The organism is Singulisphaera acidiphila DSM 18658 (assembly GCF_000242455.2).
GTDB classification, from domain to species: Bacteria; Planctomycetota; Planctomycetia; order Isosphaerales; family Isosphaeraceae; genus Singulisphaera; species Singulisphaera acidiphila.
Map to the genome: position 1 here is coordinate 8,431,057 of NC_019892.1, position 21,489 is coordinate 8,452,545.

Sequence of the window (21,489 nt, forward strand, 5' to 3'; positions counted from 1 at the left end):
CTTTGCGATGTAAAGTAAGTCCGGATTGGCTCCGGGCCCGATCGAGATCACGGCCCGACATCCGAAGCGGTTCGTAGACCCTTGCTCCGTGGATGCGGGAGGCCAACCCGATGGCGACGCGTAGCTGGCTGGGGTTGGGCCCGGTCTTCGCCAATGAATGGCTGACGGCCTCGCGGCGCTGGCAGGGCTATGCGCTGCGGTCGTTGCTGGTCCTGCTCCTCTTGCTCGGCCTATCGGGCGTCTGGCAGGGGCACCACAACGGGGCGGGGGAGCTGTCGGTCCGGCAGCTTGCCGAGATCGGCCGGGGGTTCTACGCCGTGTCGACGCTGATCCTGCTCGGGCTGGTCGGCCTGGCGGCACCGGCGGCGGCGGCCGGGGCGATCTGCCTGGACAAGGACCGGGGAAATCTGACCCTGCTGTTCTCGACCGACCTAACCGACGCCGAGATCGTGCTGGGCAAGCTGGCGGCTCGGCTGGTGCCGGTGCTCGGCCTGATCGCCTGCGCCGCCCCGGTGCTGTCGCTGGCGACGCTCCTCGGCGGCGTCGACCCGGCGATGCCGACCGGTACGATCCTGGTCTGCCTGGCCTGCGGCGTCTTCGGCTGCACGCTGGCGCTGACGCTGTCGGTCTGGGGCCGGAAGACGCACGAGGTGCTGCTGGCGACCTACGCCTTCGGCATCTTCTGGCTGCTGTCGGCGCCGATCTGGGCGGGCCTGGTCTGGATGCTGCCCTGGTGGGCCCGGCCGGCCTGGCTGCCGGGCTCCCTGGCCCTGCTGCCCTACAACCCCGTCTTCCTCGCGCTCTCCCCGCTCAGTGCCGGTCGCCCGCCGGGGCCGGGGCCGATGGGGCTGGGGTCGCAGGCCCGATTCTGCGCGCTCGGGCTCCTGACCTCGGCGCTACTGGCCGCCGCGGCGACCTGGCGAATCCGGGCGGTGGTCATCCGGCAGGCCGGCCGGGGGGCGGCAACGCGCCGGGCGAACCACCCGGCCGGGGCCCGCCGAGGCCCGCTCGCCCAACTCGCCCGCCTGCTGCTCTCGCCGTCACTCGACGGCAACCCGGTGCTCTGGCGCGAGTGGCATCGGCGGCGGCCGTCGCGCTGGTCGGTCGCCGTCTGGGGCATCTTCGGCGTGCTCTCGGGTGGGTTCAGCCTCTGGGTGATCGTCGAGGCGCTCAACCGCGCCTTGCCTGGCACCCCCGGCATCGGCGGGGTGATCAGCGGCGTGCAGGTGTCCGCCGGGCTTCTGCTCCTGAGCATCTCGGCCGTGACGAGCCTGGCCGAGGAACGCCAGCGAGGCAGCCTCGACGTGCTGCTGGCCACCCCGCTGTCGACCCGGTCGATCGTCCTGGGCAAGTGGTGGGGCGCCTTCCGCGGCGTACCACCGCTGACGGTGTTGCCGGTGCTCATCGCCGCGGCGATGGCGACGCACACCGGGTTCGCCCTCGGCCCGGTGCTGATCGGCGGCCTGGTCGTCGCCTACGGCGCCGCGATCACGAGCCTCGGCCTGGCCCTGGCCACCTGGCTGCCCCGGATGGACCGGGCCATCGGCCTGACCGCCGGGCTCTACGTCGTCGTGCTGATCGCGGCCGTCCCGGTCGGGATGACCTTCTTCAGCAACGGCCCCAACGGGGCCGGTCCCGGCCTCGCCTCGGCCAGCCCGTTCTGGGGCGTCGGCTTCTCCAGCGCCATGTTCGGCGACAATGCCGGGCCGGGCCACGAGATCGGGAGACACGCCACCTGGCTCGTCCTCTGGATCGTCGCTTACGGCCTGATCGCGTTCGGCTTGCTGCTGGCGACGCTGAAGACGTTCAACCGCTGCCTCAGCCGCTTCGACGGCCCGGCGCCCGGCGGGGTCAGCTCGACGAACGCAGGGCCGCTCGATTGCGGTTCGCCGGTGGCCGCCTCGGCCCGTTCCTTCAGGCGGTAGTAATCGAGGCCGAGCGCCACGGCGGTGCGACTGACCCCATGCGCCTTTGCCAGCCGAGTGGCCATCGCCCAGAGCGCTTGCGGGATCCGGCCGCCCAGCTTCCGCTACCCCCGCCACGCCTGAAACCAGCTCTGCCCATGCACCAGATCGGGCGATAACTGCCCACGCTGACTCGTGCCCATCCCATGTATTGGACAGGTTATTCGGGCGGGCCTCCTGAGCGAAGCCGACTTCCTTCCGACGGGCGAGTGAGCGGCTGCGACGCATCAAGTTGCGACCGATCTGCCTTGTCGAGCAGGACAACGCGGCCCTTGGCAAGCCCCGTGGGAATGCCCCAGTAGTTTCGCCGGGCATCGACATGGGTTCTCGATGCGGCAATGGTAATCTCGGACGCACCGTTGTCCCGGATCGTATTGTTGCGCAACCGCACCTGGTATTCGCCTTCGTCGGATGAGATTCCAAACTCAGAGCCGGTATTGCCGAGCCCGATGCCGGCCTTAATCGCCTTCTCCACGACCGAGTTACGAACGGAGAGCCGGTAACGCCCCTTGGCGAACGGGCCCGGGGCGAAGACCGTCGGCGCCAGCCAGATGTTCTGCGCTTCTCCTCGGAACCCGTCCACGAAGCCGACGTCGCGGATGATGCTTCCTTCCACGTCGATCGAGACGACACTCTCGTGAGCCCGCGCGGGATCGGACGGAGGCAAGTTGAGGATCGTGCCTTCGATATTCATTTGCCCCGCTTTCTCGATCGTGGAGTCGCGAATCTCGATCGCGACCGTCGCGGGAACTCGCGCCGCCACGGCGACGACACCGTCCTGCCCCACCTCGCCCATCGTCGAGCGCTCGATCCGGGCCTTGGCCTTCGCTTCGGCGCTGGCGAAGACAAGGACGTTGCGGCCTTGTGGACTCAGCCGCCCCCTGACGTCAGCATCCGCCATTTCCAGTGACATCTCCGAGGATCGCCCGTCGGCGAGGGCCGTCACTCCGATGTCGAACAGCGGGGGTATCAGAGCGCCGCCTTCGACGCGGATGTGACTAACGACCAGACGACTTCGCCCTCCCTTCAGCGCGAACGCGCCGATGCCGATGCCGGTGGCTCTCGTGGCAGTGCAATGGAGGACGCGATTCTCGACCGCCTTGCCAGGCTGGGCTGCGATGAACAGAATCCCTCCGTGCGAGATCCGACCGAGCACGTTCGTAACGGCAGTGGTGAAACCGGCGGATTGATTGGCGTCCTCCACTTCAACTCCAAGAAGCGAGGTGCCGGACACGTCGACACCGAGGACGCCGCTCGCCTTGGTGCGTTCGATGCGTACGTCGAGGACCCTGCTGTCGTCGGCCAGCACGACGCCGTTGCCACCATGCTGGTCGCCATCCGTGTTCGTGATCGACGGTTTCCGGTCGCCCTCGATGAGCCCCATGAGTGTCTGGCCCACCTTGAGCGCCACGCCGCCGTCAAACGGCGTCTCGCCGGGCATCAGGATGATGATATCACCCGGCTTTGTCGCCGCATCAAGCGCGGCCGATGAGCCGATCGGACTTGCTCCGCTCATCCCATCACCGGTCGCCTTGGAACGGGCAAACCAAACGGCGGCAAGCGCAGGTGCCGACGTGCTTGCCGTCAGGCAGCTTGTCATCAGGAAAATCAACAAACGCGAGATCGGTTTCGCTGAGGTGATGAAAGACGTCACAGCAGAGCGGCTCCTGATCGACGGGCTTTCGCAAGGTGGGAGCAGACTCGTGGACGCCAGCGTATTTTGCGGCCTGGCGGCAATATACCTCGAATCCAATGCATCAAGGGGATCGATTGACTCGCTGCGGATTCTACCAAACCTGTCGCTCGGTGATCATCTCCGACAGCGAACGATTCAGTCGCTCTTTGGAGATTATGTGAACCGAGGCACCAAGAAAGTCTGCGACCGTGTTGCCATCCAGCTTTCCACCAGAACCGGCCAGGATATCCAAGAACTCCTGAAAATAATGCGGGTCTTCGTAGGGGCGACGAATGAACGTAATGTCGGAATGACCACCGTTGGCCTGATACGCTCTCGTGGTCACCGCATACCTGAGGCTCTCCTGATGTCGGGATTCGAGAAATCGCCGCAGGTCTTTGTGATCCCGTAAGGTTTGGACCTGCGACAAAGGGCTGGCCAGTTCCCTGACTGTCTCGGGCAACCAGAAGTGAAGCTGCTTGGAACGGACGACAATGCCTGCACCAGGATAGTCGTCGCCGATGACCCCCTGATCCGGTCGAGTCAAATAGGAATCTAGCCAGATCAGCCCCATCATCACCGAGGCGAGGAGGATGAGCATCCCGGTCTTTTCGCCCCAGACACGAAGAAAACGCAGGAGCCAGCGAAAGACCGTGAAACCTTCCCTGCGGTCAACGGTTTCGGACGCCGTCGGGAGGATCAGCGATTGTCCCTTGCAGGCATTGTATAATCGGATCATGGCAAAGATTCAACGGGGCCGCGGGGTTGGGAACTCACCCTCTATCTCTTGAACCGCGAGGCACGTCTCCGACGAGACATGAGGATCGGCGATTTCCCACCAAGGCGGCGTCCGATAGACTCGTCTCCTCTCCGATTTGCTCGCGATGGACGGCGGTTTGCCCTGGAATCCTCACGCTCCTTGTTGACCGGCTTCGGCCCTTGATTTTTGTGATCCTTTGTCCCGTACACGAGCGCTGGCGCGGTTTATTACATTTAAGAGAGGTTCGCGCGATAGCACGGCGGCTTTCGATTTGCGAACCGATCTGCCTGAAATCACTGATGACGGGAACGGTGTCCTGATATGTCCTGCAACTCGAGTGAGACGAACCGATTGCTCGAGCAGGCGGCCCTGGGCGATCAACAGGTACTGGAAACGCTTTTGGTGCAACACCGCCAACGGCTCCGCCGCATGATCGCCGTGCGGCTCGATCAGCGGCTCAGAAAGCGGGTCGACCCTTCGGATGTGATCCAGGAGGCCTACCTGGAGGCCTCGGCTCGATTGACGAACTACCTGCGCTCTCCCACGATGCCCTTCTTCTTGTGGCTCCGGTTTCTCACCTGCCAGAAGATGGTCACGTTGCACCGGCACCATCTGGGTGTCCGGATGAGAGACGCCGACCAGGAGGTGGCGTTCCGCCCCGGCACGTTTCCCGAAGCCTCCTCAGCCGCGTTGGCGGCCCATTTCTTGGACAACGGCACCCGCCCCAGCGAAGCCGCGATCCGTGCCGAGATGAAGGACCGGGTCCGGAGAGCCCTCGACGGCATGGTCCCGCTCGATCGCGAAGTGCTGGCGATGCGACATTTCGAGCAGTTGAGCCGCGCGGAAATTGCGGTGGTGCTCGACATTTCCGAGGCCGCGGCCGGTAAGCGATACCTCCGCGCACTTGAGAAGCTAAAGCAAATTTTGAGTGCATCCGGCAGCGACTGGAAGGGCTGATCCCAATGAGCGAGCAGTCCTCCGAATTCGACCCGGTCGAGGACTTGGTCGATGAATTCCTGGAGCGATACCGACGGGGCGAACGGCCGTCGTTGACCGAATTCGCCGAGGAACATCCCGCACACGCCGAGCGAATCCGATCGCTCATCCCGGCCATGCTGGCCATGGAAGAGTTCGGCCCCGGAAGCGAGGTCGGTACGCAGTCCGGCCGATCCGCGTCGCTCACCCGAATGCCCCAGCGGCTAGGTGATTACATCCTCATTCGCCCCATCGGGTCGGGCGGTATGGGGGTTGTGTATGAGGCAATCCAGGAATCGCTAGGCCGACACGTGGCCTTGAAAACCATCACGTCCCATCAGCCTAACGACGCGACCCGCCTCGAACGCTTCCGCCGCGAGGCTCTCGCCGCCGCGCGGTTGCAGCATACCCACATCGTCCCCGTGTTCGGAATTGGCGAGCACGACGGCGTTCACTTCTACACCATGCAGTTCATCGAAGGACAGGGGCTGGATCTGGTCCTTCGCGAAGGCGATCGGCTGCGGCGTGAACCGGTTAACGGTGATGTCACTGCCGATGCGACGAGCGACCTGGCCTGGTGCCTCCGTCACGGCCGTTTCCTCCCTCAGTCGCCCCCCGAAGTGGCCTCATCATGGGAAGCAAGACCGCAGGCCCCAACTACGCGCATTACCCGATCCGGTCTGCCTCACCAGGCCGAGGCCCGATACCTGGATAGCGTGGCTTGGCTCGGCGTTCAGGCTGCCGAGGCTCTCGAGTACGCTCACCGGCAGGGCGTCCTCCACCGTGACATCAAACCCTCCAACCTTCTGCTGGACGCCCAGGGACATCTTTGGGTTACTGACTTCGGATTGGCGAAAACTCAAGACGACGACGAGTTGACGCAGACCGGCGACGTCGTCGGAACATTGCGGTACATGGCGCCGGAGCGGTTCAACGGCTGGTCCGACCCCCGGAGCGATATTTTCGCCCTGGGGGCGACGTTGTACGAACTCTTGACGTTCCGGCCGGCCTTCAATGAGTCGGACCGGATCAAGCTGGTCGATCGCCTCCTGCACGGCAGCCCGACACCGCTTCGCCAGTTCGACCGGAAGTTTCCGCGCGACCTGGAGACCATCGTCCTCAAGTCGCTCGCCAACGCTCCAGCCGAACGCTACGCAACGGCCGGCGAGTTGGCGGAGGACCTAAGACGGTTCGTCGCCGGCCGACCGATTCTCGCCCGCCGATCCAGCGGGATCGAGCGGGGCTGGCGTTGGTGTCGCCGTAATCCGGCGGGGGCCGGGATGGTCGTCTTCGTGGCGACGGTGCTAGCGGCCGCCGTGGCGATGTCCATGATCTACGCGAACAACCAAGGCAGGGCGGCGAGCCAGGTCCGGGCCCTGGCGGCCGACCTGGCCGAGGAGCGAGAAAGCCTTCGGAAGTCACTGGCCGAATCCCGGCGCATCCTGACCCTGCGCAACTTCGATCGCGGCCAGGCGGCCTTCGAGAAGGACCAGGTCAGCCCCGGCCTCCTCTGGATGATGGCGACCTGGCGGTCGGCCATCGACGCGGGTGACCCTGCTTGGCAGCATGTCGCCCTCGCCAACGTATCCGCCTGGAGCGATAACCTTCCCCGCCTCCGCGGGCTTCTCTCTCACGAAGGCCCCGTCGAATCCGCCGTCTTCAGTCCGGACGGCACGACCATCCTCACCGGTGGCGACGACTTCACGGCGAGGCTCTGGGACGCAGACTCGGCCCAGCCGATCGGGAGCCCCTGGCTCCACCCAGGCACGGTCCATTCCGTGGCGCTCAGCCCCGACGGCAAGACCGCACTCACCGGCGGCGACGACGGCATAGCGAGACTCTGGAGTGTTCCAGACGGACAACTCATCGGCCCCCCCCTTCGGCACGCAAGGGGAGTCCTTTCCGTGGCATTCAGCCCGAACGGCAAGACCGTACTCACCACCGGTCTGGATAAGGTAGGGCGACTCTGGAATGCCACCACCGGCAAACAAATCGGACAGTCCCTCGTGTTTCAGCATGAGAACAGTTCCGTTGCGTTTGATCCAAGCGGCGAGTTGGTCGCCACCGCGGACAGAGACTACACGGTTCAGCTCTGGGACGCCTCCAACGGGAAGCCGAAGGGGCCGCCCCTCCAACACAATGGCCAGGTCATGGCCGTGGCGTTCAGTCCCAACGGCAAAACTCTCCTCACCGGGTGTTGGGGCGGCCATGTGCAGGTTTGGGAAGTGGCCACCGGCAAAGCGGTCAATCACGAGTTAAGACCGCATAGAGGTCATGTCCGGGCAATTGCTTTCAGCCCCGATGGTCGAACCTACGTGACGGGCAGTGAGGACAAGTCGGCACGGATCTGGGATGCGGCAACGCATAAATCCCTCGGCCCTCCCCTCGTTCACCAAGGGCCGGTCGTGGCCGTGGCGTTCCGCGAGGATGGCCGAGACCTCCTGACCGCCAGCAGCGACCATACCGTGCGAGTCTGGGACGCCAAGACCTGCCGATATCCCAAGACCACGCTGACAATACCGGCGGCTGGGCAAGCCGTCGCGTTTCATCCTGACGGGCTGTCTTTCCTTGGAGCGAACGCGAACAGCCCAGGTACAGCACAGCTCTGGGACATCAACACAGGACGCAAAGTCGGGCAAACCATCCAGCCGCAAAGCAGAGTCAGAAGCGTCGCGTGCAGCCTCGATGGTAAATTCCTTCTGGTCGGCGGTAACCCGACGGAACTTTGGGACACGTCCACCGCCCCCCCCACAGGACGCTTCTTCCGGCACCCAGGAGGCGCCGACGTTGTGGCGTTTCACCCTGGCGGCAAGATCGTCGCCACAGGAGGAGCCGACCGGACAACCCGCTTGTGGAACGTCACCAACGGTGATCCGATCGGCTCGCCGACCCGCCACCCCGGCTCGGTCGATGCCCTGGCGTTCAGCCCCGACGGCAAGACCTTTGTCACCGGCCTTGATGCGGGCACCGCACAGGCGTGGGATGTCACGACCAGGAAACCCGTCGGAAAGGCCCTGCGGCACCCGGGCGCAGTCAGTGCCCTCACGTTCAGCCCCAACAGCAAGACCATCGTCACAGGATGCGAAGACGGCATGGCCCGCTTGTGGGACACGAGCACCGGCGAACTTCGCATTCCACCGCTCCCGCACAACGCCTGGGTCTTTGCCGTGGCCTTCAGCCCCGATGGGACGACGGTCCTCACCGGGAGTCGGGACCAAACCGCGCGGCTGTGGGATACCGCCACCGGCCAACCGGTCGGGCCACCGCTCTTACATCAGGGTCAGATCTGGGCCGTCGACTTCGCGCCCGATGGCAAATCGATTCTGACCGGAGACACCAGCGGCACAGCGCGGGTTTTCACGATCGCCCGGGCGTTACCCAACGATCCGGAACAGGTCGCCACCTGGATCGAGTTTCTCACGGGGTTGAGACTCGATGCGGCCCAAGGATCCCTCCTGCCCCTCGACAACGCGACCTGGCGGGCGGCGCGAGACCGCCTGAAGCAGTCGGACAGCCCGGTCAAGGATGGGGGCAAAAGCCCAGGCTCGAGTCACGGGGGCTCACTCAACCGGGGTCGCCGATGAAGCCCGGCCTTGGCCGCGAGAAGCCACTGTCAATCTTCGCAACACGCTGGTTTCAGGCTTAGCGCAAATCGGCATCGAATTCAATTCGCTGGCCTCGAACCAACCGATCAGACTCAATGGTCAGTATCGGTGCGCCGCCGCCAGCCGTGACTTGGAACGTTCGCGACTGCGTGGGCAACAGTCCCCTGAGCGAATCCTGCGACCGGACCCCATTCACGGCCGGGAAAGCATCGTGATAAATCGGTGCGATCCCCGTGTTCTGGATCGTCACGACGGCGCGGCTTGCCGATGCCACGAACTGGGTGACGCGAAACCGGTAACCGCAGGCCAGTCCCGCCTCGCGGATTCGTTCAGGATTCTGAAACCGCGGTTGATCGTCGCCGATGATGAACGACACATGGAACTTCGCGGCCTGTTGGGGGAACGCCACGCCGTGAGGCCCCGCTGGCGACAGCGCAGCCTTTTGATCCCTCGGATCGAAGAAGCTGAACTCTCCGCCCGCTGGAGCGACCTTCCACCGGTCTCGTCCCAGTCGATTCCAGTTCGGTTCGTTCTCCTGTCCGTGCCGGGCGTGGTTGAAGGAGTCGTCGAACACTCCGAACGGCAACGCAAGGAGTTTCTTGTCGGCCGCGAAGGGAGCGTGATCACCGGCCGCATCCACCGAAATCATCCAGGGAGTTTGGTGAAATCCTTCGTTCAATCGCTCGGCGAACTCGCGTTGAAACTCCACGGAAGGGAATGTCTTCCCCAGTTTCATTGGGCCATCATAGATGTGGTACTCGGACCAGAGGCCGAATCCCACCTGCACGAACGCCAAGCGAGGGTCGTGGTCGTATTTCTCGGCGAAACGACCGAAGAACTCCAGAACGAAACGGCGGAGTTCCGGATGCGACCAGTCGGGAAACCCGGTGCGTTTCTTCTCGCTGTTGGCCACCGTCTCGCGATAGTCCGGAAGCGACTTGATGTAGGCGGGAACACCGGTCGGTTTGCCCACATACGTGTCATGCCAGCGGAGGACCGCCTGGTGCTTGCGGCCGGCAACCGCATCCAGAATCTTCTCGACCGGCGCCCAGTGATATTCCCCCTGCTCGCCGACGATTTGATCATAGCTCAGGTAGCTGAATTCGAGTTGGATTGGCGCAGTGCGAGTCTCCTCGTTGGCTGTCCACAAAACAATACCTGTCATCGGTTGAACATTTGCAATTTTCGACTTTAGTGGAATCGCCTGCAGGTCGTCTGCGAAACTGATCGTCGAAACGAATCCCACCCACAGCCCCAACAGTCCCGACAGAGAGCTTCGACAATTCATTCGTACACCTTTATTCCGACATAATCACAATCAAAAATTTTAACTCAGCAACTCCTATCGGAAACTCATCTCTATCGCAAGCTTCAGACCAAATCCAGCTCAACGACCACGCCGCCTGATCAGTATCAACGACGAATTGCTCAACCGCAATGCTAAAGCGATTGGACATCTCCCCGTCGGATCGCATAATGCGTGCTGACGTGGTGAGAGAGCAGATCACCCCAGCCTAAAATGAGGGGAATCCCCCCGTGCGAACCGCCGGTCGAGTGCCGATGCGAGTCGGGAGAACCACTGGCACGGCAAGGGGTAGTCCTGGTATGCTCGCTGGTCGGAGAGGCCGGCGGCCTGACCTGTCTTGCCTGTCGACTTGGCCGAGAGACGTACTTTCCCGTCCCTCATAATTCGATGTGCAACTGCGGTCCCCGCCGAATCAAATCGTCAGCAGCCCAGATGCATGAAATTCCGGAAAGTACAGGTCGGACCAAAGCGCACAATATTCGATGGCCGTCCTCGTGAAAGAGCCGAAGCCCTTCGTATATTACCTGGCGTGAATCCTTTGTATTCCTGTTTGCCTCGATCTTTATTCGGGCCCGCGTATGAGATGGCCCCAAGACCGGTTATCATGATGAGCTGGTATCGTTGGACATCCGAACCCGGGAGCTACCGAGCGTGCGATCGACCCTCCGATGGATGGCCTGCTTCGTTGCCCTCCTGCCTCCCCTCGCCGGCGCTGCGGGCGACGAAGCGGCAGAACTCTGGGTGTTGAAGCCTGTCGTCCGCCCGGAGGCCCCTTCTGGGCGGACCGTGTCGTCGAACCCAATCGACGCGTTCATCGCGGAGGGATACGAGGCCGGGGGCCTCAAGCCGGTCGGAGCAGCCGACCGGCGGACGCTGCTCCGTCGGGTCACTCTCGACCTGGTCGGGCTCCCTCCCACGATCGAGGAACAGGAGGCGTTCCTCCACGACGATTCACCGGGCGCCTATGAGAAGGTGGTCGACCGGCTCCTCTCCTCTGAACAGCACGGGGTCCGCTATGGCCGGCACTGGCTTGACGTCCTGAGATACGCCGACGTTGACGAGCGGATGATCGCCGCTCCGGGCATCCACCACTGGCGCGACTGGGTCATCCGTGCCCTCAACGACGACCTCCCCTACGACCAGTTCGTGCGGGCACAGTTGACAGGCCATCGTTCCAAGACACGGACCCAGATGTCGACCACTGGGGTCCGCTCTCGCATCGAGGCCCGCCCCGACGACCAGTTCGCGCTCGGGTTCCTGGCGCGGGGGGCGGTCTTTCGCGACGGCAAGGACTCGCGGGAATTCCCGATCGTCGCCGTCGAGACGGTCTCCACCGCCTTTATGGGCCTGACCGTCGGCTGCGCCAAGTGCCATGACCACATGTATGATCCGATCAAGCAGAGCGACTTCTATGCCATGAAGGCGCTTTTTGACCCGCTTGTGCTGAGGAAAGTCACCCTCGCCACCGCCGCCGAGGTCGTCGCCGCCGGGCGGGCGACTGACGAGGTCGACAAGAGGCGGGCGGCGATCGAAGGGCCCATCGAGGCCCTGGTCGCCCCCTACCGGGCGAGGCTCCGCGAGGATCGTATCGCCATGCTCCCGGCCGACGTCCAGGCCGTCATTCGGAAGCCCGAACCGGTCCGCACGGCCGCCGAGCAGAAGATCGCCGACAACTATTTCCCGGTACTCCGGATCGACACCGGCAACATCGAGGCGACCCTATCCGAGGCCGATCGGCGTACCTACCGCGACTTGCAGGAGAAGCTCTCCCGAGTCGGCGACCGACGAGGCACGTCTCTCCCGGCGTTCTGGACCGTGGAGGTCGACCCGAAAAAAGCTTCGGAAAAGAGCTACGTCCTGACCAGCGGCGACCCTGACCGGCCCGAACCGGAGAACGAGGTTGCCCCCGGCTGGCCGTTCGCCCCGGCGAGGGTCGAATTCCGAGAAGGGAGGGTCGAGGCCTTCTCCGACTGGCTAACGGCAGCCGAGAACCCGATGTTCGCCCGGGTGGCCGTGAACCGGCTCTGGCAATGGCACTTCGGCGAGGGCTTGCACAAGACCCCGAGCGACTTCGGGATCATGAGCGAGTCGCCGAACCATCCGCACCTCCTGGACTGGCTGGCCGCCGAATTCGTCGCCCGCGATTTCCGGATGAAAGAAATCCACCGGCTGATCGTCACCTCGGATGTCTACAAGCTGGCCTCGGAGGTCGACCCGAGCCGTTCGGCGGCCGAGATGGCGGCCGACCCGGAAAACGCCCGCCTTTGGCATTTCCCCCTCCGTCGCCTCGAGGCCGAGCCGATCTGGGATGCAGTCTTCTTCGCGGCCAGGGACCTGGATGTCACGGTCGGCGGGCCGTCGTTCGACGTGGGGGAGCGCCGGGGTAGACGAGGGCCCGCCCGCCGAGGGGCCTTCATGATTCGCGGCTATGCGACCAACCGGGACGTCGTGCCGAACTTCCTCCAGGCGTTCGACGTCGATGACGGCCGCGCTCCTTGTCCCCTCCGCACCCGAACCGTGACCGCACCGCAGGCCCTGTTCCTGATGAACAGCGAGGTCATCGACGGGGCTACCGCGAAATTCGCCGAGCGGCTGAAGCAAGAGTCCGGCGGCGACCTCGGCGTGGCGGTCAACCTCGGTTACCGGGTGGCCGTCGCCCGCCCCCCTTCGGCGAGGGAACGGGACGTCGCCCTGGAGTACTTGCAGGGGGATGCGGCTCGGCTCAAGGGCTTCGCTTGGCTGCTGTTCAACCTGGACGAGTTCCTTTACGCGAGGTGATCCGGCATGGGTGGTCCGCTCTTCCCTTGCGGCCGAGTCTCTCGACGCGGATTCCTGCATCAGGCCGGCGGCGGCTTCTTCGGAGTCGCGATGGGCGCGCTCTGGGCCGAGGCGGGCGAGATCCAGGACGCGGACCTGCATGGGCCGCACTTCCCGCCTCGTGCGAAGTCGGTCATCTTTCTGTTCATGTGCGGCGGCGTCAGCCACATCGACACCTTCGACCCGAAGGACAACAAATGGGCGGGCAAGCTGATCGACGCAGTCGGCTTCGGCGACAACAACGCGGCGATGCGCCGGCCGGTCATCGCCTGCCACCGGACGTTTACCCGGCACGGGCAATCGGGAATTCCGGTCTCGGACTGGTTCCCCCACGTCGGGGGCGTGATCGATGAAGTCGCCGTGGTCCGCTCGATGTGGTGCCACGAGGGGAATCACTTCCCGGCCGTGATCGAGACTTGCACCGGACACCGGGGCCGCGCTTTCGACCACCCGACCTTCGGAAGCTGGGTCTCCTACGCGCTCGGGACAGCCAACAAGAACCTGCCGACGTTCGTGAACCTCGGCCGGGCGTCCTCGCCCGTCCAGTTGACCGGCGGCTACCTCGGCGCAGGGGCGGCGGCCACCCCGTTCCAGCCGGGGGAGACCCCGATCCCAAACCTCAAGCCGCCCCGAGGCGGGACCGCCGCCGAGCGCGACCGGCAGTTGCAGGCGCTCCAGGAGCTGAATCGCGAGTTCCGGGAGCATCACGCGATCGAGTCCGACATCGCGGCTCGCGCCGGGGCCTACGAACTGGCCGCCCGGATGCAACTCGCCGCACCGAAGGTCGTCGACCTGTCCGGCGAGCCCCAGCATGTCAAGGAGCTTTACGGGATCGGCGAGCCCGCGACCGATGACTTTGGCCGACAGCTCCTGCTCGCGCGCCGACTCTCGGAGCAGGGCGTCCGGTTCGTCCAGGTCTGCCACGCCGGTGGCGGCAATGGCGGCTGGGACGCGCACGGCGATATCGAGACCCACGGCCCGCTCTGCCGGGCCACCGACAAACCGATCGCCGGGCTGATCCGCGACCTCAAGCAACGAGGCCTGCTCGACGAAACCCTGGTCGTCTGGTCCAGCGAGTTCGGCCGAAGTCCCTGGTCGCAGAACACGACCGGGCGCGACCACAACCCCAGGGGTTACACCGCCTGGATGGCCGGCGGAGGGGTCAAGGGCGGAGTCGTCCACGGGGCCACCGACGACGTCGGCTATAAGGCGGTCGAGGCCCCCCACTACTACAGCGACCTGCATGCCACGATCCTCCATCAGCTGGGCCTCGATCACGCCAAGATGGAGATCGAAGTCCTCGGCCGGACCATGCGGCTGGTCGAGAAGGAAGAAGGCAAGGGGCCGATCCGGGCGATCCTGGGCTGACTGCTTTGCGGCTCATGTCTCTCACAGACAAGGGGTTGGATGACACGCAAAGTAGAGTCGAGGGGTGGAGCGGTGGCTGACGCTCCGTTTCCACTCCCCCGCTCATCGAACCGGACGGGCCATTTTCTGGCATCCGGCTCTCGGACAAGAACTCACGCTTTCGCCCACGGAAGGCTTCGGGGTCGGTCGCTCAAGCGGACCAGGCCCAGCACGTCGTGCAGGTACTGATCGGGGAACCGTGACGTCCCCCGACTCTTCAGCTTGTGCTTCCGCCGAAGCCACTGGCGGAGCCGATCCCGCGCGTGGCGGTCCACGGCTCGATACGCGGGACTGACCGGGCCGAGACAGAAATAGTTCGACCAACCCAAAAGCATCCGGTTCAGTCGGGCCACTCGGTCTTCGACGTCCGTCCAGAACCATCTCCGGCTCGTCTGGTCGCTGATCTCCCGTTTCAGGCGGTCGATCTTCTTCGCCGAGGGACGCGTCCCGATGTAGGACTGGCCCGTCTTCGGCGACCAGCATCGCCCGATCGTATACCCCAGGAAGTCGAACGTTTCCTCAGGGACACGGCACAACCGCGTCTTCGTCTCGTTCACCGTCAGCCGCAGCTTCAACATCATGCTCCGCATCGTGGCCATCGCTTCGGCAGCGGTGCCACGACAGCAGATCACAAGTCGAGTAGCCCGGGGGAATTGCACCCCCAGGCCCTCTCGGATCCGGACGGGAGGCTCTCGCCTCATCCGGCTCTTATGATCCAGTCGCTGGTCGAATCCCGATCTGCCAGAGAACCAGCAGATTCGGATCGCGTCGCGCCACTTGACCCAGCCAGTGGGCTGCGTTGATGGAGTGACGCCTCAACCGTTTGTATTTCCGCTGCGCCCATTTGACCAAGACACGCTCCAGGTGTCGGAGAACCGGAGTGAGCGCCGACCGGTAAAACCGACCGTAGTAGTTCACCCACCCTCGTACCGAAGGATTCACAAGCCCCGCGATCTCCTCCAGAGACTGATTGTTCCGGATGGCGGCCAGCCGCCAGTCTCGGATCGTCTCGCGGATCGCATTGGCGGCCTTGTGGCTGATCGCTGGGATGAAGCTCACGAAGAACTTCCCCCATCGATTCTTGGCCCGCCGGGGCCGAAAGGTGTAGCCGAGGAAGTCGAACTTGATGTGTTCATGCTGGCCCCTCCGGTCATCGTCCTGGCAGTACACGATCTTGGTCTTCTCAGGGTGAAGCTCAAGACGGCACTCCTTCAGACGTGCCCGGACCGCTTCGAGCACGTGTTCCGCTTGAGCCCGGCTCTTCGCGTGAATGATCACATCGTCCGCATAACGCGCGAAGTGGATGTCCGGAAAGCTCCGGGCCATCCAGAGATCGAACGCATAGTGCATGAAGAGATTGGCCAACAAGGGCGAAACAATCGACCCCTGGGGCGAGCCCTTCGTACGCTCTTCTCGACGACCGTCCTGCTTCTGAACGGGGGCTTTCAGCCACCGCTCGATGTACAGCAGGACCCATGGTTCGTTCACGTGATGACAGACTGCCTTCATGACTAGTTCATGATCGAGATTGTCAAAGAAACCTTTGATATCCAGATCAATCACCCAGTCGGACCGCCAGCACCGCTCCCGCGCGGCGGCCACCGCATCCAGCGCCGATCGTCCGGGTCGATACCCGTAGGAGTCGGGATGGAAGTGCGGCTCCACCAGCGGCTCCAGATGCATCTTGACGACCATCTGAGCCACGCGATCGCCGACCGTGGGAATCCCCAGCGGCCTTGAACCCCCATCGGCTTTCGGGATCTCCACGAGCCGCACCGGCGGTGGAAAGTAGCTGCCCGAGGACATCCGATTCCAGATCTTGTAGAGGTTACCCTTCAAGTCGGTCTCGAACGCCTCGATCGACTGCCCGTCCACCCCGGCCGCCCCGTGGTTCGCCTTGACCTTCAGGTAGGCCTCGTAGACCACCTGTTTGGAAATCGCGTAAGGCTTCGCTTCAGGCATCGGTTCCTCCCATCGCTGGTTGACTTTTGCCTCTCGCGTGGGCCTTGACGCACGACTTCGCTTCCGGCATGAATTCCTCCCATCGCTGGTTGATCCATCCCTTGGCTGAACCATTCAACCCCTTCGCTCCACCCGCATTACCAGGCTTCAACGCTACTACGGGTTGATCCGCCCCTGTGCCACGCATCGGGACTTTGACCTCGTGGGGCCTCCACTTGGGCATCTCCCTTGGCATCGTGACGACAGGTTCCCACGTTCCCCGCGAGAGCCTGAACCGAGCTCGCGCCACCTTTACGCCGGTCACCATCAAGGCCGTAAGCAGGTCCCGCCTTGACTGCATCCCAGGCCAACGACTGGAGCCTGGTTTCGATGACGTCCCTACGCTTTCGACGCCTCATCGGTGGTTCACTTGCGTTCGCCTTCTCGGTTCTTATCTGACCGGTTCAGACCGGCCTTTTCCCGAACGCTCACGACCAGGACTCTTAATCCAAGCCGCTTCGGGTGATTTGGAATCTGGTCCTGCAACCCGATCCCGAGGGACCTACCCTCATCTCTCACGCAGCATGGCGTTCCGGGACGCTCCTGAAAGTCGTCCTTTCACACCTTCGTGGCGCACAGTCATCCGCATAGTTGACGACATGAGCGTCGAGCCGTTGTTCGTGTCCGAGGAGCTTCCAGCCCACAATGAACCGACGCATATAAATGTTAGCGAGTAACGGTGACAGAGGAGACCCTTGCGGGCTGCCCCGGCCCTCATCCTTGTTCCGAGTCGTTCGGCGCGTCCGACCCCGATCGTCGGTCTCTTCCACCGGGGCCACCAGCCACATCTTGATCAGCCCCAGGAGGTGCCGGTCGCTGATGCGTCGTGACAGCGATTTCAGGAGCTCCGAGTGCGGGATACTGTCGAAATAGCCGGACAAATCGGCGTCCACCACATCATTATGCCCCATGCTCACATGCCCATGGACCTGCCTCACAGCGTCCAGGGCACTGCGGCCCGCCCGGTAAGCGTGTTGTTCCGGAGGCAGGTCGGCCTCGAAGATCGGCTCCAAGACCAGAACCACCGCCATCTGCACCACGCGGTCCCGGATCGTTGCGATCCCCAGCGGCCTTTGCTTCCCATCCGGTTTAGGGATCAGGACGCGGCGCACTGGAGACGGTTGATACGTACGATCCCTCACCTCGGTCGTCAGTTCGTCGAGCCATCGGTCGCGGCCGTACGCCTCAATGTCCTCGAAGGTCTGGCCGTCCACCCCCGGGGCGCCGTCGTTGGAGCGACAACGCAGGTAGGCAAACTCCAGGATATCCTGCCGATACACCTTGTCGTACAACCGATAAAACCGATACCCCGGCGATTCCTTCGCTTTGGCATGCAGCGTCGTCTGGAGTTTCTGAACCTTCGGTGGAGGTGTGAGGCTCATGCCAATCTCCCGGCTCTCATGCTCTTTGTGACGCTGGTCTTGAACTCAGGCCCCTTCCCTCGACCGGCGTTACCCGGCGTCCACGGTAGTACGGGCCTGTCCGCCACCCCAGTCGGCCCGGCCAGTCCCTCGCGGGCGTCCGGTTGGAGGTCACGCGCCTCCGCCAAGTGGGGTTTCCCGTGTTGCAGGCGTCTCCCGTTTGTCGACATGCCGTTGCCATTACCCCGGTGGGATCGCTGGGTCAGATCGCTCATGGGACGGCCTATTCCACCCGTTTCCCTGTTCATCAGCGACGACGGCCTTCCCCGATGTATTGGCGGGTCGGCTCCCACGTTAAACCTTTCGAGGCCTGCTCAGCATTCACTCGCGTTACGGCCTGTCGACTCGCTGCGCCGCCAGGCGGCACATTTGTCTCGAAGGCTCCGACGGCTTCGTTACCTCCACCGCCGCTCCGATAGCTTCCGGCCGGAGCGATTCAGTTGGCCGGGCGGGACTTGCACCCGCTGGGAAGACACTGCCTTATCACGGCGCACAATACAATATCCATTAAAAATATTCGACAATAAATCGGGACACCACATTGTGTCACAAAAAATTGCAAATTACTTTCCGAACATTATTGATCGTCGTCCTACTGATTGCATTCGTGCTCAAAGGCTACATCCTGAGCCGCCGATCCATTGACTTTGCCGCGAAGGCCTTTGAACACCGCGCTCGCGAATTTACCTGGCGACTCACTCGCCATTCTCATGTGAGAGCTCGACACAACGGCAATTCCCGACATTCTCCTGTTCCACAAGATTCAAGAAACGCTATACTTTCACAAATTATTGAACATGAGAATGCGTTATACCGCAAATACCGCCGAGCCATGTACTTTCCGTGGCTTCCGGTCAGTCCCAATCCTATGCCATCCCCTATTCGCTTACATGAAGAAACGGCGAGCGTACATCCCCGACGACCAAGAACAACAGCGAGAGAGACAGTGGGGCACAAGTACGCGGATGGAGAAATCCAACGACTGGGCGGTGTCGGAACGTTGCAAGCACCGTAGAATGAGTGGGTCGCCGGAGGATGGCTTGAACTCAAGGGCGGGCGCACCAACAGGCGAGCGCCTGGGATTTTTTTCAGCGCCCCTCCTTGTCTCAAGAGAGAGGTAGGACAGGCCGCTGGAGATGTCCCCGGGTTCTTTGGGAATTTTCGCCGATTTGCGGGCCGTTGTTGGTTTGATGGTCGAATGTCACTTCCGGGCGAGAGATTCGTGTTTGGGGATCCTACCGCCACGAAAGGATCGTCTTATTGACGATGTCATCCACTTCACGGAGCAAGCCTGTATCCTGGTGGCCCTGACCTTCGCTCTGGCCCACGCGGATCTGGTCGCTCGACAACTGCGGCGGGGCCGTTCCACGCGAGGCTCCTTTGCGGCGCTGCTGGTCTTTATGGGAACGGCGCTACTGGTGGAGGTGGTCGCTCAGCGGCACGCGCCGGCCGGCGCCCAGACGGTTGCCGCCTGTGCCGCCGGTCTGCTGGCGGGACCGTGGGTCGGCGGGACCGTGGGGGTCGGCGCAGTGCTCCTGGCTCTGGCCCTGCCGATGACGGAGTCGGCCCCTGGGCTCGCGGCGGTGTTTGGGGGCTTGGCGGGGGGGATGATCCGGCGGGTTTGGCCGGCCTGGGGCCAACGCCCGCTGGTCGGTTTCATCCTGGGCCTAACGGCCTCCCTCGGCCGCCATGCGATCGCGGCGGCCCTGGTCCGGACCGGGTCGACGGCTGGCCTGGGAGTGTACGACGCCACGCTCAACGGCCTTGGCGTTGCGCTGGTGCTGGCGGTCGTCGCCGAGGTTCGGGCCCGTGAAGACGAGGCCCGCGCCGCCTCGTTAGCCGAGATCCGCGCGCTCCAGGCACGGATGCATCCTCACTTTCTCTTTAACGCGATGAATTCGATCGCGGCGCTGTCGGTCCTGGCCCCCGAGTCCGTCCCGGTGGCGATTTCCCGGCTTGCCCAGTTCCTCCGCTGGAGCTTTGACTGGCACGACCGCCCCACCGTCACGCTTCGGGAGGAGTTGGAGGTCGTGGACGCCTATCTGGATGTGGAGGCCCTGCGCCTTGGCAATCGACTCGTCGTGGAGCGGCGGGTCGACTCTGAGGTGGTCGAAGCGACCGTCCCGCCGTTGTCGATCCAGCCCCTGGTGGAGAATGCCGTGAGGCATGGCCTTCAGCCTTGTGCCGAGGGCGGCCGAATCCTCCTGGAGGCGTGCGCCGAGGGGACCTCGCTGGTCATCATCGTCGCCGACACCGGCATGGGCATCATCCAGGCGTCCACCATGCGACCAGCCTCCCCCAACGACGACGGCGCCGCTCATGCCCTGACGCTACTCGAACGTCGACTCCGGCAGATCTATGATGGAACGGCTTCCCTCAACGTCTGTGGCCGGCCGGGCGGCGGGACGACCGTCACCCTTCGCCTGCCGCTGGAAGTCCCCCCGCCCCCCCGGGAGTCGCTTCATGATCCGCGTTGTGGTCGTTGAGGATGAGTCCCTGGCTCGTCGTTACCTGAACAGACTGCTCGTCGAGACGGGCAAGGTTGAGGTCGTCGGCGAAGCGAGCGATGGCCAAGAGGGATTCCGCCTTTGCGTCGGGGCGGCTCCGGACGCCGTTTTTCTGGACATCCAGATCCCCGGGCCTGACGGCCTCTCCCTGGCCGCCCGCCTCCTGACGCTGCCAAGGCCCCCCCTGGTCGTCTTTGTGACCGCCTTCGCCGGGCACGCCATCGACGCCTTCAAGGTCGAGGCGGTCGATTATCTGCTCAAGCCGATCGATGTCGACCAGGTCCTCCGAGCCGTCCGCCGTCTCGAGCACCGGCTCGGACCGCTCCTTCGCGCATCCGCTGGTGACGGACTGAGCGGTGACCGGCTGCCGGTCCGCTCCCCCGGCGAGGAAGTGGTGTGCCTACTGGCAAGGCGCGACATCCTCGCCGTCCTGAGGCGAGGCCGGCGGACCTGGGTCCACACCGCCACCGGGGAGATCCCAACGCACTACCCTCTAAAGGCCCTGGCTGACTGGCTTGGCGGGCCGCCGTTCCTCCTCTTAGCCCGCGACTCGGTCGTGAATATGGATGCCGTCGCGGAGGTCCGCCACCTCGGTGACCGCCGCTACCGCGTCCACATGGCCGACCGATGCCAGTCCGTCGTGGCGGTATCGCGCTCGGGTGCCGCTCGACTGGCCGAATTGCTGAAGCCGCCGGTCTAGCACCGGGCCAGTGGACATGGCCTTCTCTTGAATGAGGTGCTGCCCCCGGCGTCCTTTGCATCACTGCGGTCGCCTCTCAGAAAATCGAAGGAAAACCGTGACCCGCTGCTGAGGCGCCGGGACGGGATTGGTCCGCGCCTGGGAGCCTTGCGACATCACTTTGCCCATTCAGACAACAAAAGCGGCAATTCAGGCAATTCGGGCAAAGATAACCCCAATGTCTCTCTAAATATATCTACTGGCGGGAGATGATTCGACGAGGCTGCGCCGTTCGCGGCGGGCCGGAACGCGGTGTCTTCCGCTCCAAGACCCTTCCCGGATCGTCTCCAGGCGATGCCTTTCGTCGGTCGT

At 63.8% G+C, this 21,489-nt stretch carries 13 protein-coding genes; 7 read left to right on the forward strand and 6 right to left on the reverse strand.

Translation table 11 applies throughout. From position 1 onward, the window contains the following. Nucleotides 1–110 precede the first annotated feature (110 nt). Nucleotides 111–1,925: an ABC transporter permease gene (locus tag SINAC_RS32785; protein ID WP_015249844.1), complete on the forward strand. Its 1,815-nt coding sequence runs from the start codon at nucleotides 111–113 to the stop codon at nucleotides 1,923–1,925. Nucleotides 1,926–2,124: 199 nt separating this feature from the next. Here the strand turns inward: SINAC_RS32785 and SINAC_RS32790 are convergent, their stop codons facing one another. Both SINAC_RS32790 and SINAC_RS32795 read right to left on the reverse strand, forming a co-directional pair. Further along, nucleotides 2,125–3,564, reverse strand: a complete 1,440-nt coding sequence (locus tag SINAC_RS32790) for a hypothetical protein (RefSeq protein WP_237722668.1) — start codon at nucleotides 3,562–3,564, stop codon at nucleotides 2,125–2,127. A gap of 187 nt (nucleotides 3,565–3,751) precedes the next feature. Continuing rightward, nucleotides 3,752–4,378, reverse strand: a complete 627-nt coding sequence (locus SINAC_RS32795; RefSeq protein ID WP_015249846.1) for a hypothetical protein — start codon at nucleotides 4,376–4,378, stop codon at nucleotides 3,752–3,754. Nucleotides 4,379–4,720: 342 nt separating this feature from the next. Between SINAC_RS32795 and SINAC_RS32800 the strand changes: the two genes are divergently transcribed. Together SINAC_RS32800 and SINAC_RS32805 are read left to right on the forward strand one after the other, a co-directional pair. After that, complete coding sequence (locus SINAC_RS32800) at nucleotides 4,721–5,356, forward strand: sigma-70 family RNA polymerase sigma factor (RefSeq protein WP_015249847.1); 636 nt, start codon at nucleotides 4,721–4,723, stop codon at nucleotides 5,354–5,356. Nucleotides 5,357–5,361: 5 nt separating this feature from the next. Next, complete coding sequence (locus SINAC_RS32805; RefSeq protein ID WP_015249848.1) at nucleotides 5,362–8,958, forward strand: serine/threonine-protein kinase; 3,597 nt, start codon at nucleotides 5,362–5,364, stop codon at nucleotides 8,956–8,958. Between the two features lie 58 nt (nucleotides 8,959–9,016). Here SINAC_RS32805 and SINAC_RS32810 read toward each other — a convergent pair whose 3' ends face one another. Beyond that, entirely contained in the window at nucleotides 9,017–10,144 is a 1,128-nt protein-coding gene (locus SINAC_RS32810) for a DUF4832 domain-containing protein (RefSeq protein ID WP_202802855.1), read from the reverse strand. Nucleotides 10,145–10,936: 792 nt separating this feature from the next. Here SINAC_RS32810 and SINAC_RS32815 point away from each other — a divergent pair. Continuing rightward, a complete protein-coding gene (locus SINAC_RS32815; RefSeq protein ID WP_015249850.1) occupies nucleotides 10,937–13,063 on the forward strand; it encodes a DUF1549 and DUF1553 domain-containing protein in 2,127 nt (708 codons plus the stop codon). Between the two features lie 6 nt (nucleotides 13,064–13,069). Further along, nucleotides 13,070–14,470 carry a DUF1501 domain-containing protein gene (locus tag SINAC_RS32820; protein ID WP_015249851.1) on the forward strand — a complete coding sequence of 467 codons (1,401 nt, stop codon included), beginning with the start codon at nucleotides 13,070–13,072 and terminating at the stop codon, nucleotides 14,468–14,470. A 152-nt stretch (nucleotides 14,471–14,622) separates the two neighbouring features. Here the strand turns inward: SINAC_RS32820 and SINAC_RS32825 are convergent, their stop codons facing one another. The 3 genes from SINAC_RS32825 to SINAC_RS32840 form a co-directional block, all read right to left on the reverse strand. Then, on the reverse strand, nucleotides 14,623–15,090 hold the full coding sequence (locus SINAC_RS32825; protein ID WP_157579476.1) for a group II intron maturase-specific domain-containing protein: 468 nt from the start codon (nucleotides 15,088–15,090) through the stop codon (nucleotides 14,623–14,625). A gap of 127 nt (nucleotides 15,091–15,217) precedes the next feature. Continuing rightward, nucleotides 15,218–16,471, reverse strand: a complete 1,254-nt coding sequence (gene ltrA, locus SINAC_RS32830; RefSeq protein WP_015246860.1) for a group II intron reverse transcriptase/maturase — start codon at nucleotides 16,469–16,471, stop codon at nucleotides 15,218–15,220. A gap of 554 nt (nucleotides 16,472–17,025) precedes the next feature. Then, nucleotides 17,026–17,892: a reverse transcriptase domain-containing protein gene (locus tag SINAC_RS32840; RefSeq protein WP_052334752.1), complete on the reverse strand. Its 867-nt coding sequence runs from the start codon at nucleotides 17,890–17,892 to the stop codon at nucleotides 17,026–17,028. A 1,265-nt stretch (nucleotides 17,893–19,157) separates the two neighbouring features. Between SINAC_RS32840 and SINAC_RS38310 the strand changes: the two genes are divergently transcribed. Continuing rightward, the gene (locus SINAC_RS38310) at nucleotides 19,158–20,417 is read left to right on the forward strand and encodes a sensor histidine kinase (RefSeq protein ID WP_168165337.1); all 1,260 of its coding nucleotides are present in this window, start codon (nucleotides 19,158–19,160) and stop codon (nucleotides 20,415–20,417) included. Further along, nucleotides 20,395–21,138, forward strand: a complete 744-nt coding sequence (locus SINAC_RS32855) for a LytR/AlgR family response regulator transcription factor (protein WP_015249853.1) — start codon at nucleotides 20,395–20,397, stop codon at nucleotides 21,136–21,138. Before SINAC_RS38310 ends, SINAC_RS32855 begins: the two co-directional genes overlap by 23 nt. The last annotated feature ends 351 nt before the right edge of the window (nucleotides 21,139–21,489 follow it).

Bases quoted from the DNA above. Each gene is read 5' to 3' on its own strand.
- SINAC_RS32805 (WP_015249848.1), top strand. From the start codon at position 5,362: ATGAGCGAGCAGTCCTCCGAATTCGACCCGGTCGAGGACTTGGTCGAT.
- SINAC_RS32795 (WP_015249846.1), bottom strand. From the start codon at position 4,378: ATGATCCGATTATACAATGCCTGCAAGGGACAATCGCTGATCCTCCCG.
- SINAC_RS32825 (WP_157579476.1), bottom strand. From the start codon at position 15,090: ATGATGTTGAAGCTGCGGCTGACGGTGAACGAGACGAAGACGCGGTTG.
- SINAC_RS32800 (WP_015249847.1), top strand. From the start codon at position 4,721: ATGTCCTGCAACTCGAGTGAGACGAACCGATTGCTCGAGCAGGCGGCC.
- SINAC_RS32855 (WP_015249853.1), top strand. From the start codon at position 20,395: ATGATCCGCGTTGTGGTCGTTGAGGATGAGTCCCTGGCTCGTCGTTAC.
- SINAC_RS32820 (WP_015249851.1), top strand. From the start codon at position 13,070: ATGGGTGGTCCGCTCTTCCCTTGCGGCCGAGTCTCTCGACGCGGATTC.
- SINAC_RS32785 (WP_015249844.1), top strand. From the start codon at position 111: ATGGCGACGCGTAGCTGGCTGGGGTTGGGCCCGGTCTTCGCCAATGAA.
- SINAC_RS32790 (WP_237722668.1), bottom strand. From the start codon at position 3,564: ATGACAAGCTGCCTGACGGCAAGCACGTCGGCACCTGCGCTTGCCGCC.
- SINAC_RS32840 (WP_052334752.1), bottom strand. From the start codon at position 17,892: ATGAGCCTCACACCTCCACCGAAGGTTCAGAAACTCCAGACGACGCTG.
- SINAC_RS32810 (WP_202802855.1), bottom strand. From the start codon at position 10,144: ATGACAGGTATTGTTTTGTGGACAGCCAACGAGGAGACTCGCACTGCG.
- ltrA (WP_015246860.1), bottom strand. From the start codon at position 16,471: ATGCCTGAAGCGAAGCCTTACGCGATTTCCAAACAGGTGGTCTACGAG.